The organism is Aminiphilus sp. (genome assembly GCF_029975095.1).
Lineage (GTDB): Bacteria > Synergistota > Synergistia > Synergistales > Aminiphilaceae > Aminiphilus.
In genome coordinates this window covers 1-14,852 of the sequence record NZ_JARKPW010000135.1, presented here as the reverse complement: position 1 = coordinate 14,852, position 14,852 = coordinate 1, and the positions used below count along the sequence as shown (strand labels likewise).

The 14,852-nt window shown below is 62.7% G+C and carries 12 protein-coding genes; 11 read left to right on the top strand and 1 reads right to left on the bottom strand.

Annotated elements, in window-relative coordinates; translation table 11 throughout:
* Window positions 1-325: 325 nt before the first annotated feature.
* From Q1K49_RS08290 to Q1K49_RS08260, 7 genes are all read left to right on the top strand, one after another.
* Window positions 326-1,519 (top strand): thiolase family protein, encoded by a 1,194-nt coding sequence (locus Q1K49_RS08290; protein WP_300524959.1) that lies wholly within the window; start codon window positions 326-328, stop codon window positions 1,517-1,519.
* Window positions 1,520-1,553: 34 nt separating this feature from the next.
* Entirely contained in the window at window positions 1,554-2,237 is a 684-nt protein-coding gene (locus Q1K49_RS08285; RefSeq protein ID WP_300524957.1) for a 3-oxoacid CoA-transferase subunit A, read from the top strand.
* Window positions 2,238-2,242: 5 nt separating this feature from the next.
* On the top strand, window positions 2,243-2,941 hold the full coding sequence (locus tag Q1K49_RS08280) for a 3-oxoacid CoA-transferase subunit B (RefSeq protein WP_300524954.1): 699 nt from the start codon (window positions 2,243-2,245) through the stop codon (window positions 2,939-2,941).
* Window positions 2,942-3,067: 126 nt separating this feature from the next.
* Window positions 3,068-4,444, top strand: a complete 1,377-nt coding sequence (locus Q1K49_RS08275; protein ID WP_300524953.1) for an aspartate aminotransferase family protein — start codon at window positions 3,068-3,070, stop codon at window positions 4,442-4,444.
* Window positions 4,445-4,508: 64 nt separating this feature from the next.
* The gene (locus Q1K49_RS08270) at window positions 4,509-5,459 is read left to right on the top strand and encodes a TAXI family TRAP transporter solute-binding subunit (protein ID WP_300524951.1); all 951 of its coding nucleotides are present in this window, start codon (window positions 4,509-4,511) and stop codon (window positions 5,457-5,459) included.
* A 103-nt stretch (window positions 5,460-5,562) separates the two neighbouring features.
* Window positions 5,563-7,530 carry a TRAP transporter permease gene (locus tag Q1K49_RS08265; RefSeq protein ID WP_300524948.1) on the top strand — a complete coding sequence of 656 codons (1,968 nt, stop codon included), beginning with the start codon at window positions 5,563-5,565 and terminating at the stop codon, window positions 7,528-7,530.
* A 334-nt stretch (window positions 7,531-7,864) separates the two neighbouring features.
* Window positions 7,865-8,713 (top strand): MurR/RpiR family transcriptional regulator, encoded by an 849-nt coding sequence (locus Q1K49_RS08260; RefSeq protein WP_300524946.1) that lies wholly within the window; start codon window positions 7,865-7,867, stop codon window positions 8,711-8,713.
* Between the two features lie 141 nt (window positions 8,714-8,854).
* On the opposite strand, the gene Q1K49_RS08255 is transcribed toward Q1K49_RS08260, so the two are convergent.
* Window positions 8,855-11,839: an EAL domain-containing protein gene (locus Q1K49_RS08255; protein ID WP_300524944.1), complete on the bottom strand. Its 2,985-nt coding sequence runs from the start codon at window positions 11,837-11,839 to the stop codon at window positions 8,855-8,857.
* 125 nt (window positions 11,840-11,964) lie between these two features.
* Between Q1K49_RS08255 and Q1K49_RS08250 the strand changes: the two genes are divergently transcribed.
* From Q1K49_RS08250 to Q1K49_RS08230, 4 genes are all read left to right on the top strand, one after another.
* A complete protein-coding gene (locus Q1K49_RS08250) occupies window positions 11,965-12,117 on the top strand; it encodes a hypothetical protein (protein WP_213694224.1) in 153 nt (50 codons plus the stop codon).
* A 95-nt stretch (window positions 12,118-12,212) separates the two neighbouring features.
* Complete coding sequence (locus Q1K49_RS08245; protein WP_213694223.1) at window positions 12,213-12,854, top strand: hypothetical protein; 642 nt, start codon at window positions 12,213-12,215, stop codon at window positions 12,852-12,854.
* Between the two features lie 543 nt (window positions 12,855-13,397).
* Window positions 13,398-14,381 (top strand): TIGR00266 family protein, encoded by a 984-nt coding sequence (locus tag Q1K49_RS08235; protein WP_213694222.1) that lies wholly within the window; start codon window positions 13,398-13,400, stop codon window positions 14,379-14,381.
* 149 nt (window positions 14,382-14,530) lie between these two features.
* The coding region (locus Q1K49_RS08230) for a DHCW motif cupin fold protein (RefSeq protein WP_300524941.1) at window positions 14,531-14,852 on the top strand (322 nt) is incomplete at its 3' end.

Sequence of the window (14,852 nt, the reverse complement as noted above, 5' to 3'; positions counted from 1 at the left end):
GGCGCTGTCTTTGCTTCCGGCTCGGGAAAAATGCGAAACAAGACAGTGACATGCCCTCGAAAATGACTCTTCTCGCCATCATGTGATGGAATACCTCTCTCGGTAAATTCCCCCGCGAATTCCCCTGCGGAAAACACAGTGCTTCGGAGAGAGCAAAAGAGCGCCCCGGGCAGAAAGGGGTGCTCGAGCAGATGCATGGTCCCTTCCGGGCGAGGGCCGGGTACCCGGAGCGAATTCTTTTTCCGAGCATTGACAGAAGTATTCCTTCGTGATAGTTTTCAGGCGAAAGTTTTCTTTCATTTTTTCCCGAAGGAGCGTGACTCGTGTGGAAGAAGTCTTCGTCGTCTCCGCCGCAAGAACTCCCGGAGGCCGCATGGGAGGAGCCTTGAAGGATGTCGTGCCTGAGGAACTGTCCCGTGTCGTCCTGGAAGAGGTGATTCGCCGCACGGGGTTGGAGAAGGACCGGATTGACGAAGTGATCCTCGGACAGGCGAAGCAGAGTGCGGATGCTCCGAACATCGCCCGGGTGGCGTCTCTTCTCGCCGGTTTTCCCGAATCCATGCCTTCCTATACGGTGCATCGCCAGTGCGCCTCGGGATTGCAGGCACTGATCAACGGCGTTTTTCAGATCAGGTCGGGATATGCGGAGATCGTGCTCGTCGGTGGAGTGGAGAGCATGAGCACCGCGCCCTTCTATCTGCGAAAGGCCCGGTTCGGGTACGAGGCGGGAAACGGTGAGCTTCTGGACCCGAACACGGAGAGCCAGCCCTGTTCGCAACCCCAGGAAACCTATGGTCGGCTCGTCATGGGAATGACGGCGGAAAATCTGGCCGAGCAATGGGGTATTTCCAGGGAGGAACAGGACCTCTTTGCCCTGGAGAGCCACAGGAAAGCCGTCGATGCCATCGATTCGGGTCGTTTTGCCGAAGAAATCGTTCCCGTGCCGGTCCCCCGGAAGAAGGGCCAGCCCGCCCTCTTTGAAACGGACGAGCATCCCCGCAGGGACACCACGCTGGAAAAACTGGCGTCGCTGCGGCCCGCCTTCAAGAGCGGGGGAACCGTCACGGCGGGGAACAGCTCGGGACGCAACGACGGGGCGGCGGCCCTCGTCCTCGCCTCGGAGCGGGCACTTGAGCGCTGCGGCCTCGAACCTCTGGCCCGATTCGTCTCCATGGGCGCCGCGGGGGTGGATCCCCGAGTCATGGGGATCGGCCCGGTTCCCGCCACGGAGGCCGCTCTCCGGCGTGCCGGTCTCGATGTGGAGGATATGGGGCTGGTGGAGCTGAACGAAGCGTTCGCCGCCCAGAGTCTTGCCGTGGTGAAGTCTCTGAAGCTCGACCGCTCGAAAGTGAACGTGAACGGAGGGGCCATCGCGCTGGGGCATCCTCTGGGATGTTCCGGTGCGCGCATCACGGTCACGCTGCTTCACGAAATGCGGCGGCGCAAAGAGCGTTTCGGTCTCGCGACGATCTGTGTCGCCGGGGGGCTCGGACTTGCGGCGGTGTTTCAGAGGGTCTGACGGACGGGCCGGAAAGGGAGGGATCGAGACGGTCATGAAGGAAAGCGAAGAGAAAAAGGGCTTGAGCAGCGGCAAGAGCATGAGCGCGGAAGAGGCCATCGCCCTGGTGCCACAGGGGGCTCGCATCCTCATCAGCGGATTCGGCAACGCGGGGGATCCCAAAATGCTCATCGACGCGCTCTGCGCGTCGGGCAAGAAAGACCTGGTCATTCTCAGCAACGATCTGGGCTCGCCCAATGCGGATCTGGGGAAGCTTCTCACCAACGGCCAGGTTCGCGGGCTCATCGGGACCTACTACAACTGGAACCCGGAGGTGGCCGCGGCGTACAACGAGGGACGCATCTTCGTGGAACTCGTTCCCCAGGGATCCTTCGCCGAGGCCGTTCGTGCCGCCGGGGTGGGCATCCCGGCCTTTTACACCCCGACGGGGGTGGGGACGGAACTGGCGGCCGGAAAGGAGACCCGAAGTTTCGGAGGAAGGGACTACCTGCTCCAGGAAGCGCTCTCCGCCGACGTGGCGCTTCTCAAGGCGCACAGGGCGGATCCGCTGGGCAATCTGACCTATTACAAGACGGCCCGGAATTTCAATCCGATCATGGCCATGGCGGCGGATCTGGTCATTGTGGAGGTGGACGAGATGGTTCCCCTGGGGGCGCTTGATCCGGAGTGCGTCGTAACGCCCCATATCTTCGTGGACGTTCTCGTCCCGGTGAGGTGAGACCAATGAAGACAATTCCCGAGGAAGAGGCGAAAAGGCGGATCGCCTGGCGGATCGCCAAGGAATTCAACGACAGCGGGAGAAGGCTTTTCATCAATCTCGGCGTGGGAACGCCCACCATGGTGGCGGACTACATTGAAAACCCCGAGGTCTTTCTCCAGGCGGAGAACGGCATGCTCGGCCTCGGCCCGGCCGCACGGGAGGCGGAGAAGGATCTCTTTCTCATCAATGCGGGACGGATTCCCATCACCGAAAGGCCGGGGTGCTCCTATTTCGACAGCGCGCTTTCGTTCGGCATGATCCGGGGAGGGCACATCGACGCGACGGTGATCGGCGCTTTCGAAGTGGACGGAGACGGGAACATCGCCAACTGGATCATTCCCAACGGCAAACAGTTGGGAGTGGGGGGTGCCATGGATCTCGTGGCCGGCGCGAAGAAGGTGTATGTGGCCATGACCCACAGAAACCGGAACGGCGCGCCCAAGATCGTTTCCCGATGCACGCTTCCGGTGACCGGATACGGGGAGGCCGATTGCGTGGTCACGGAATACGGTGTTTTCGACTTTTCCGACGGGCGGCTCGTCCTGCGGGAAATCGCCCCGGAGATCACGCTGGAGGAATTGCGCTCCATCACGGCGGCGCCTTTCGAGGCGGTGTCGCCTCCGGTGCCGATGTTCCTTCCTCCGGAGGCGCCGGAAAAATGAGGGTGAGCGGGGTTGGCCGATACGGGGTGGTCGGGCTCCGGAGAGAGCGCTGCAGGGGCGTGAGCGGTGGGGGTTTTTCCGGCGTTTCTGGAGGTGACGGAAGAAGAGGCCGGGAGGTCGAGAGTCTTGCTTGAGAAGGGAGTGACGTCATCAGTGGACCAGGGACATCTGATACCGAGGAGCTTCAGGGAGGATCTCCGGACTGCGGTCCGGGGAGAGGGAGTGTATCTCTACGACGAGGAGGGCAACGCCTTCATGGACGGGTGTTGCGGTGCCCTTCTCTCGAACATCGGCCACGGCGTCAGGGAGATCGCCGATGCCATGTACGGCCAGCTCTGCACGATGGAATTCGCGCATCCTTCCCGATGGAACACGCACGCTTCCGTCGAGGCCGCCGGGGAGGTCGTCTCTCTCACGCAGGAGGGGCTCGACTATGTCTGGTTCGTGAGCGGAGGCAGCGAAGCCGTCGAATCGGCCATGAAGATGGTTCGGCAATATTTCGTGGAGCGCGACGGCAAGGGTTCCGGGAAGACCGAACTGATCGCCCGGTGGAATTCCTACCACGGCGGTACCCTGGGAACCATGGCTCTCGCGGGAAATGTGGCCAAACGGCGGATTTTCGCCCCCATTCTCAGAGAGATGCCGAAAATCCAGACGCACTACTGCTATCGCTGTCCCTTCAATCTGACGTATCCCTCGTGCGACGTGGCCTGTGCGCGGGCGCTGGAGGGGGAGATTCTGCGCATCGGACCGGAGTCGGTGGCGGCCTTCTTTGCCGAGCCCGTATCCGGTGCCACCGTCTCGGCGCTGACCCCGCCCGGCGAGTATTGGCCCATCGTTCGGGAAATCTGCACGAAATACGACGTCCTCCTCGTGGCCGACGAGGTCATGACGGGCATGGGGCGCACGGGGAAACCCTTCTGCACGCAGCACTGGAACGTGACTCCCGACATCGTCTGCGCCGCCAAGGCCCTTTCCGGCGGATACGCACCGGTGGGGGCCATGATCGTGCGGCGGGAGATCGCCGAGATCGTCCGGGACGGCAGCGGCGCGTTCTGTCACGGTCATACGTACAACGGCAACCCGGTGACGGCGGCTGCCGTGACGGCCACGATACGGTACATGAAGAAGCACGATGTCTTCGAAAACGCCCTGGCGATGGGAAAGCGCTTCGAAGAGCGGATTCCTGCGCTGAACGACATTCCCATTGTCGGCGACGTCCGGGGGATGGGCATGATGCGCGGTGTCGAGATCGTGGCGGACAAGGAGACGAAGTCGCCCTTCCCCGCCGGTGCCAAAGCCGCCGCTCTCGTGACGGATGAATGCATGAAGCGGGGGCTTGTGGTCTATCCGAGCACGGGACAGATCGGGGGCGTGGCGGGGGACCAGTTTCTCTTCGCTCCGCCGTTGACGGTCTCGAAGGAGGAGATGGACACGATGACGGATCGTCTGGAAGAGGCGCTCGAAGCGGCTTCGAAACGTCTTCGGGGACAGGGGAAATAACGGGGCTCGCTTCTCCGGCAGATGTCGTTTCTGTCACACACACCACAATGAGGGGGTTCGAACGATGAAAAGGGCAATGGGTCTTCTGGCGGGCGTGATGATCTGTGTTTTCGGAGCGGCGGCCTGGGCTACCTCGTTTGTCACCATCAGCACCGGCGGCGTGGGGGGAACGTGGTATCCGCTCGGAGGAGCGATCGCGGAGGTGCTCACGAACGCCGGGATCGGCGTCAAGGCGACATCGCGCGCCGCGGGAGCCTCGAACGAAAACTGCCGTTTGGTGGGGACCGGGCGCGCTCAGGTCGGTATGAGCATGGGCATTGCGTTGTACCAAGCCTTCACGGGGACCGGCCAGTTTGAAAAGGACGGGAAACTTCCTCTCCGGACACTGATGCACATGTACCCGTCGCCGCACCATCTCGTCACGACGCGGGATTCGGGTATCAGAACACTGGAGGACATCAAGGGGCGCAAGGTCGTCCTGGGGTCTCCGGGAAGCGGCGACGAGCTGCTTTCGACACTGCTCCTGAAGTCCGCGGGAATGGATCCGGAAAAGGATGTCAAGAAGGAACTGCTCACCATGTCCGAATCCACGATGGCCCTGAAAGATGGCAATATCGACGCGGTGTTCTGGAATTTCGCGACGCCGGGGGCGGCCTATCTCGAAGCTGCCGCGGTGCGGGATCTGGTGCTGATTCCGATTCCGGAGGAGATCGTCGCAAGGGCGATTTCCCAGAACCCCTTTCTCTTTTCCTATGTGATCAAGGCGGGTACGTACGAGAAGCAGGATCAGGATGTCCTGACGATTGCGGACGGAAATTATCTGATCGTTCACGAGAACATGGACGAAAAGTTGGCCTATGACCTCGTGAAGACGATCATCGGACACAAGGACGATTTTCTGATGGTCACACGGCAGGCGGAACATTTTGTTCCGAAGGAGGCGGGAATCGGTATCATTCCCTTTGCGGCGGGGGCGGTCACGTATTTCGCCGAGCAGGGTGTGACGGTGGAGTAACGCCAAAGACGCACGACGGAGAGAGAGCCCCTGGCGAGGTGACGTGTTTCGCTCCGGGGCTCTTTCGTTTTCTCAGGCCCTGTCGGAAGGGTGGGTGAACTTTGTGTCCGGAACGGAAGAGCGCGGAGATGTCCTGTGCGGGGAGAGGGTGATCGAGGCGGAAGCCCTGTCCAAGGTGAGAGTGCTCGACGACTGGAAGCGGTACGTGCTTTTCGCGATTGCGATCGCTGCGTCCCTGTTTCATTTGTATACGGCGTATTTCGGCCTTTTGTCCGCCATGTATCAGCGCAGCATTCACTGGATGTTCATGGGCGCACTGTTGTTTCTGCGGTATCCCGTTTCGGACAAGCGCCCAAGAAACAGCATCGACCTGTGGGATTGGATCCTCGCCTGTCTGCTGGTTGCCGGATGTGTCAACATTCTCCTGAACTGGAAAGCGATGGCCGCTCGGGAGGGTGCCGCTCTGCCTTCCGACATCTGGATGGGAATCGTCATGATCCTTCTCGTTCTGGAGGGAACGCGGCGCTCCATGGGATGGCCTCTTCCGATCATGGCCGTCATCGCCATCGTCTACGCGCTCTTCGGACCGTATTTCCCGGGCATCCTGGGGCATGGGGGCTTTCCGGTCGACGAGCTGGCGCCCTTTCTGTACCTGCGAACGGACGGCATTTTCGGCGTGCCCATGGGCGTGTCGGCGACGTTCATTTTTCTCTTCGTTCTTTTCGGCTCGTTTCTGAACATTTCCGGAGCGGGGCAGTTCTTCATCGATCTCGCCGTCGCCCTTACAGGAAAGAGTCAGGGAGGAGCCGGAAAGGCCGCCGTCGTCGCCTCCGCGCTCATGGGCACCGTATCGGGCAGTTCCTGTGCGAATGCCGTGACGACGGGTTCCTTCACCATTCCTCTCATGAAACAGTCCGGGTACAGCAGTGAATTTTCCGGAGCCATCGTGGCTGCCGCCTCCACGGGTGGGCAGGTCATGCCTCCCGTCATGGGCGCCGCCGCGTTCATCATGGCTCAGTTCCTGGGCGTCGCCTATTGGGACATTGTCGTGGCCGCCGCGATTCCCGCGACGCTGTACTTCATCTCCATCGTCGCCATGGTCCATTTCAGGGCCGGAAAGAAAAGAATGCCGCGCTTGTCCGCCGAAGAACTCCCGAAAGTCAGAATGGTCCTGAAGGAGGGCTGGCAACTTCTCCTGCCGATCGTGGTTCTGGTGGCCTTTCTCGCCCTCGGCTATTCCGCGGTCAAGGCGGTTTTCTGGTCCATTCTCCTCTTGGTCGTGATTTCCTGGTTCGGCAAAGAGGAGCACCGGATGACGCCGCAGCGCATCGTCAAGGCGCTCATCGAAGGTGGAACGGGGGCCGTGGAGGTTGCTGCGGCCTGTGCGTGTTCCGGGATCGTCATCGGAGTCATCTCCATCACGGGCATAGGACTGCTGTTTTCCTCCCTGGTGCTGAGTCTCTCCGGAGGCGTTCTTCCCTTCGCGCTTTTCCTGACCATGGTGGGGTCGATCATTCTCGGCATGGGAGTACCGACGACGGCGCAGTACATCATCACGTCGACGCTGGCGGCCCCGGCGCTTTCCCGTCTGGGAGTTCCCATGCTTTCCGCGCATTTGTTCTGCCTCTATTTCGGAGTGCTCGCCGATGTGACGCCCCCCGTGGCTCTCGCGACCTACGCGGCGTCGGGAATCTCGAAATCGAACCCGCTGAAGACGGGGTTCATGGCTCTTGTGACGGCAATCGCGGGGTTTCTTGTCCCCTTCATGTTCGTGTATAATCCGTATCTGCTGCTCAAGGGGGATGTTCTGCACATCCTTGTGGGGTGCATTACCGCGCTGATCGGCATCATCGGTCTCTCCGCAGCGATTCAGGGGTATTTGCTGGACGACTTGAACATCGTGGAAAGGGTGCTGCTGCTTTCCGTTCCCCTGTTGCTGATTCACCCCTCATTGATGAGCAACCTGGTGGGCATGTGCATCATCGGCGGCATCTTCTCCGTGCAGTTTCTCCGGAGTCGTTCCGCCTCCTGGAAATTTCCTCGGGACTGTGAGGAAAAGGAAGGAACGTGATCCCCTCGGGGTGTTGCGTTGAGCACGTGGAGAATGCGGTGTCCTGGGGTTTCCGCGGGCATTGCCGCAGGGGTCCTTGCGGAGCTTTTTGCGAGCGGCTTTTGGCGTGAGGAGTGTCCGTTTCTCCCAAAGGAGGGCTTGGGAATCTCCCGCTCCGGATCGAGTTTCGCCGGGGAGATTTGTGCCGCCCGCCTCCGGCGGTCGTGCGGCAGTGAGACGAAGCCTCCCGGGGCGGCGCGAGACGGTGCGGAAGAACGGAATGTGGTAGGATTTCCGAAACAGGAACCGATCCCGCCGGGATGGCGCGCATTCTGTTCTCAAGGGAGGCCCTCGCATGATCCTGAACCGCATCAAGAGCGAGATGTCCGATTTCTCGAAGAACCACCGTCTCATCGCCCAGCACCTTCTGGACAATTTCAGGGAAGTGGCTTTCCTGACCGCCGCGCAGCTTGCGCAGCGGGTCGGGGTGAGCGAGTCCACCGTGTTCCGTTTCGCCAACACACTCGGCTTTCAGGGATATCCCGAGCTCCGGAGCGCCCTTCAGGAGGACCTGATGGACGGATTCTCGGTTTTGGATCGTGAGGAGGCCTACACGTTCTCCGAGGAAGAGGACGATCTGCTCCTCAAGGGGTTTCGCCTGGATGCACAGGCCATCCTCGATGGAGCGGCGAAGCTCAACAGGGCGGATCTCTACGACGTGGCGGACATGATCGTGAAAGCCGAATCGGTCCATGTGGTGGGAGAGCGGAGTACCTCTGCTCTTGCTCATTATCTTTGTTTTTATCTGTCCTGGTTTCTTCCGAACGTCCATCGACTGGACCGCGATTACGGATTGGAACGGATAGCCAACCTCTCTCCGGAATCGCTGGTGATTGGAATTACGTTTCACCGCTGCACCCGCAATGTCGTCGAGATGATCGCCCTGGCGTCCCGGCTGGGCCTGCATACGGTGGCCATCACGAGCAGCCCCAACACTCCCGTGGCGCGAAATGCGGAAAAAGTGCTTGCGACGCCCTGCTATTTCATTTCGTTCATCGACTCCTACGCGGGTCCCGTCAGTTTTTTGAACGCACTGATTCTGGCCGTGTCCCGAAGGAAATTCGGCGATGCGGTGGATAGGTTCGCCAACCTGGAGGCGCTCTGGAAGGAAAAGGGGACCTATTTCACGGATGAGCGCTTCTGATCTGATGCCCGGAGAGCGAACCGGCTCGCATGCGCGAGCCGGTTCCTTGCCGGACAGGTGCATCCCGTGACGCAGATCAGGGGCGGGAGAAGGCACGCAACTCCTTCTTCCGCCCCTGATCGTGTGTCCGTCGACGACCCCTCAGCCTTCCCGGGGACTCTCCCTGTCCGGTCTTTGTGTGGCGGTGCGGATCCATGTCAGGGCGTCCGCCTCGGGGAGCGGGCGGGAGAAGAGGTAGCCCTGAACGAAGAAGTCCGAGCCGAGACGCTTCAGGTGGGCGAGTTGTTTCGCCGTCTCCACGCCCTCCATGGTCAGCTCCAGGCGGAGCTCCCGGGCGAGGTGGATCATGGTGGAGACGATGGCTCTGGTCCGCTCTCCCGCCAGGTCCGTCATGAAGGTGCGGTCGATCTTGATCCCCGCCAGGGGTAGGAAGCGGATGTACGACAGGGAGGAATATCCCGTGCCGAAATCGTCCAGGGAAAAACGGACGCCCCTGGAGGCGAGGCGCTCCATGGCGCGCACCGTGGCGGTGGGGTTTTCCAGAAAGGCCGATTCGGTGATCTCCAGCTCCAGCCGCGTCGGTTCCAGCCCGGTTCGGGACAGCGTGTCGAGGACGAGATCCACCAGATCGTCTCCGGCGAACTGCTTGGGGGAGATGTTCACCGCCATGACCAGATCGTGTCCGCTCCGTTGCCATTCCAGAGCGGTGCGGCACGCCGTCTCGAGGGCAAAGGCGCCGAGGCGGCCGATTTCGCCGATCTCCTCGGCGAGGGGAATGAACTCCGTGGGGGAGACGATGCGTCCCTCTTCGTCGCGCCAGCGGAGGAGGGCTTCCACGCCCACGGGGAACCCCCTGTCCGCCGTGACCTTCGGCTGGTAGTGGAGCACGAACTCTCCCGTGGCGACGGCCCGGCGGAGCTGCGCCTCCAGGCGCAGGCGGCGCTGCACCTGCTTGTCCAGCAGCTCCGTGAAGAGGCGGTAGGTGTTGCCCCCTTCGCGTTTGGCCCGCTCCATGGCGAGGGCGGCGTTCTGGAGCAGCATCTCCGGCGTTTCTCCGTCCCGGGGATACAGGGCCATTCCGGCGCTGGCGCTCATCTGGACGGCCTCCGTTCCCAGGAAGAAGGGGCGCCGCAGGATGTCGAGCATGCGCTCCACCGTGCCGACGCTCTGCCCCAGATCCTCCACGTCGGAAAGGAGCACCACGAATTCGTCGCCGCCGAAGCGGGCCACCTCCGCCTTGCTCGCCACCGTCTCCTGAAGGCGTTCACCCGCCTCCCGGAGGAGTGCGTCGCCCATGGGAAAGCCCAGCGTCTTGTTCACCGTTCCGAAGCGGTCCAGGCCCAGATGGACCACCGCGAGCGTGCCTCCGCTCGACTGGGCGTTCTCGCAGGCAAGAGCGAGGCGCTCCTCGAAGAGAAAGCGGTTGGGCAGTTCCGTGAGTCCGTCGTGAAAGGCCTGGTGGAGCAGCTTGTTCCGGCTGCTGTGCAGCTCGCTCAGATCCTGGAGAGTGCCGATGTACTCGGTGACCTCCCCTTCGTCGTTCGTGCAGGCCACGATGTGCAGCATCGCCGGGAAGGCCTCGCCGTTTTTGCGCCGGTTCCAGATTTCGCCGCTCCAGGAATGGTGCTCCGCAAGGGCCTTCCACATCTCTTCGAAAAAGACCTTGTCGTGCCGGTCTGACTTGAGAATGCGGGGATTCCTGCCCAGCGCCTCCTCGGAAGAATATCCCGTGATGGCCGTGAAGGCGGGGTTCACGGAGAGGATGGTCGCCTCCCGGTCGGTGATCATCACCGCCTCGTCGGCGTGCTCGAAGACCTTGGTCGCCAGGGCCAGCTGCCGCTCCGCCCGGTCCAGAGCGCGCAGTTTCTGTTGGAACGCCTCGTCCAGGGCGTCCAGGGATTCCGTGCGCTCCCGGATGCGCGCCTCGAGTTCCGCGTTTGCCTCGCCCAGGCGGTGCGCGTCCGTCACGTCCATGGATGTGGTGAGAAGGCATGTTTCACCGTCCACGTCGATCAGACACGCCGAGAGAAGGATGTGCAGCTCCGCCCCGTCCTTCCGGTAGGCCGCCGTCGTGTACCGGGGGATCTGGCCTTCCCTGCGGATGGTCTCGTAGAACTTCTTCAGCCGTTGCGTCTGGGAGGCCCCGAAGATCCCCACCTCCAGGGCGTTGCGTCCGAGCAGCTCTTCCCGGGAGAAGCCCGTGAGGCGCTCGAAGGCGGGGTTCACGTCGAGGAAGGCGCCTCCCTTCATGCGGTTCACGGCAATGCCCATGGGGCTGGTCGCAAAGACCGTGCGGAAGCGCTCCTCCGTGCGGCGGATGGCCGCCTGGGCTTCCTTCTCGCGGCTCCGGAGCGTGGCGGAGCGGTAGCTCAGGGGAAGGGCGATGGCGCAGGCGACGAGCAGCGCCGCAAGACCCATGTTGGTGAGACGCTGCCGCCATGCGGCGAGATCCGCCGCCACGTCGTCCAGATACACCCCCGTGCCCACCACCCATCCCCAGGGCTCGAAGAGTTCCACGTAGGAGATCTTGGGCGCCACCACGTCGAGCCGGTCCTTGAGGTGCCATTGGTAGTCCACGTACCCCGCCCTCTCGGGGTTGTCCACAGCCCTGGAGATCCGGGTCGTGATGTCGAGCAGCATGTGGCCGTCCGGTCCCCGGGCGGTGCCTGGGTCCACCCCTTCCAGATCGGGGCGGTAGGGGTGCATGAGAAGGCGCATCGTGCGGGCGTCCATGACCCAGAAGTAGTCCTTTTCTTCGTCGCCGAAGCGGTGCCGTCTCAGGAAGCTCAACGCCCGGTTCTGAACTTCTTCGAGCTGCCGGAGCCCCCGGCGGACGTCTTCGTCCCGGGCCCGGAGGTCCGAGATCTGCACCTGTACGAGGCGTCGGCAGAGTTCGCGCTTCTGCTGCAGATGATTTTTTTCCAGGGTGGGAACGACCTGCCGGAAGATGAGGAAGGCGAGCAGGGCGAGGAGGGCCGCCACGGGGAGCATGGTGAGCGCGAAGGTGCGCAGAAAGAGATGTCGCCGCGCCGCAGCGTCGGATGTGGACGCGGAAGTGCTCCGGGTGTCGCCGGTTTTGTCGGAATCGGAGGGGAGAGGGGACGGAAACGGATTTCGGACGGACATGACGGAAGCCCCCTTCCTGCGCGCGCTTCTTGTGCAATATCCGTACATCTGTTTTCTCCAGCGTTGCTCAAAGCGGGTCTTCTTCTTTGTGACACAATCATAACAGAAAGCAGAGGAACTCGTGCGTGTGCATTCCGGTGGTTTTTCCGCAAAGGGCGTTGCGTTGGAAAAGGGGTGAGGAAAGCAGCCGGGGAAACGGCAACGGTAACGACAACGACAACGACAACGGCAACGACGACAACGGCAAGGACATCTTCGGGAAAATGGATGTTCCCTGAGTGCGGGAAGCTGGGTGTCCCTTGATACCGGACGAAGCGACGGACGGAAGAACGGACGAAGAGCGGGACGAAACCCGAGGGGAGGATGAAGACTCATGGAAACATGCAGAGAGTGCAGGGAGAACGGCGCGGCGGATGTTCCGGACATGGCGGAGGTGTTGCGCACCTCCGGACGGATGCGGGCGGAGGCGCTTGCCATGCTGGAGGAGCTGCGCCTGCTGGAACGATGGGGACGCTACGGGCGCCCCGTGGTAGTGGGAGCCGTGGCCTACGACCTGGTCTACGGGCCGGACCTGGATATGGAGATCTACTGTCCCGATCTCCGCATCGAGGACGGTTTTCGCGTGCTGGAGGAGTGCTGCGCGACAAATCCCCGGGTGGAGAGCGCCCTCTTTCAGAACCATCTCGCCGGAGGCGACAACGCGCTCTACTGGCAGCTCCGCTATCGCGCCGGGGACGGAACGCTCTGGAAGGTGGACATGTGGTCCGCCGCCGAGGACTATCCTCTGCCGCGGAGCGAATTTCTCGTGGAGCCCATGAAGCGGGTTCTCACCGAGGAGACCCGGGCGGCCATCCTGGGGCTCAAGGCGCGTCGCGCCGTGGATTCCTCCCTGGCGTGTCTCTCCATAGATCTTTACCGGGCGGTGCTCCGGGATGGCGTGCGTGACGAGGCGTCCTTCCGGGGCTGGCTTGCCGCCGCCGAGACGGGAACCCTCTCGGACTGGATTCCCGCCTGAACTCCCTTTGCCGGCGCTTTTCGAAAACCCCGCGTGTCACCACGACACGGGCGTTGCGCCAGAGCGTGACGGAACTTCCGTAACATCCTCCGGCTTGTGTTCTGGGGCGCCGCCCTTGGGTTTTTCGTTCGCAGGTCCCGCACGAATCTCAGTGCCGCGTCCGCACGGCGGCTCGAAACGTGCCGCGTCATGCCGGAAGTTCACGGATCATGCCGGAAGTTTCGCGGTGCGCGGCGACTCCGAACATGCCACGTCGGCGGGTTCCAGGCCCCGCATGAAGCCTGGCGCACGCCGCGCCACATCGCGCCCGGGGGGCCGCGTCCGCGCCTGTGCCGCCCGGGGCACTGTCGAAGCCGCTCGACGGAGCCGCCGAGTCATTCTATACTGCACTCGGAATTTTTGTTTCTGCGCATCGCCTCCGCTCGGGGTTTTGGTGCCCCGTCGCTTTTTGGAGGTTTTCGAGGCCTCCGCCGCAAGGGCGAAGGCCGATGAAGAACGATGGACGTCGATATCGATATCGATGAAGAAGGAGCGAGAACGACGATGGCGGAATGGTTTCTGAGTTACGGCGGCAAGCAGGAAGGACCCTACACGACGGAACAGGCGGCGGAACGGGTGGCGAAGGACGCGTCGGGATTCGCCTGGCGGCAGGGCTATGCGGAGTGGCTTCCCATGAGTGCCGTGGACGAGCTGCGGAGCGCCTTTGCGGCGCCGCCCCCACCCCCCTCCCTTGCCCGGTGCAAGGCCGACGAGGTGGATTTCCGCGTCTTCGGCACGGAGATGCAGTATGTGGAGATCGAGCTCGATCCCGGCGAGAGCGTCGTCGCCGAGGCGGGGGGCATGATGTACAAGGACCCCCGCATCTCCATGGAGAGCATCTTCGGCGACGGGTCCGCCTCGTCCTCGGGCGGCGGGTTCATGGGCAAGCTCATGGGCGCGGGCAAACGGGTTCTCTCGGGGGAGAGCCTTTTCATGACCCTCTTCACCCACACCGGACAGGGCAAGGCCAAAGTCGCCTTCGCCGCCCCCTATCCGGGAAACATCCTTCCCCTGCATCTGGACGACCTGGGCGGGACCCTCATCTGCCAGAAGGACAGCTTCCTCTGCGCAGCCAAGGGAGTCGCCGTGGGCATCTACCTTCAGAAGAAGATCCTCACGGGGCTCTTCGGCGGCGAGGGGTTCATCATGCAGCGCCTCGACGGGGACGGCATGGTCTTCGTCCACGCCGGAGGCACCCTGATGGAGCGCGAACTCGCCCCCGGCGAGGCCCTCGACGTGGACACGGGGTGCGTGGTGGCCTTCGCCCCCTCGGTGCAGTTCGACGTGCGCCAGGCGGGGAACATCAAGACCGCCCTCTTCGGCGGCGAGGGGCTTTTCTTCGCCCATCTCCAGGGACCCGGCAAGGTGTGGCTCCAGTCTTTGCCCTTCTCCCGGCTCGCCTCGCGGATGCTCCTGGGTTCGGGCGGCAAGGACGAGGGATCCGTTCTTCCCAATATCGGCGGTCTCTTCCGGGGCGACGGCAACTGAGGCGGCGCGGACGAGGAGCTGCGAACTTTCGGGTGACCGAGAGAGAAGGCGCGTGCGGCCGTTGACGTTCCCCTCTTCGTCGCGGTCACACCGCCGGACCGGCGGAGAAATGCGCCGGGAGGCGGGGTTGGAAAGGAGAAGAGACGCTCATGGAGCTGAGGGACATTCCGTTTCAGACGGTGGATCTGGAGAGCCTGCCCGCGGAGGAACACAGCGGCATCGGCGGCAACGCCCTCTGGAAAGTGGTGAAACAGGGAAACGTGCGGGTGCGCATCGTCGTCTATCCGCCGGGCTATCTGGCGGACCACTGGTGCGAGAAGGGACACGTGGTGTACGTTCTGGAGGGCGCCTTCACGTCGGAACTCAAGGACGGCAGGAAGTACGAGCTGACGCCGGGCATGTGCTACCTCGTGGCGGACGGAGCGGAGCCTCACCGTTCCTCCACGGAGGAGGGCGTGAAGCTCCTCATCG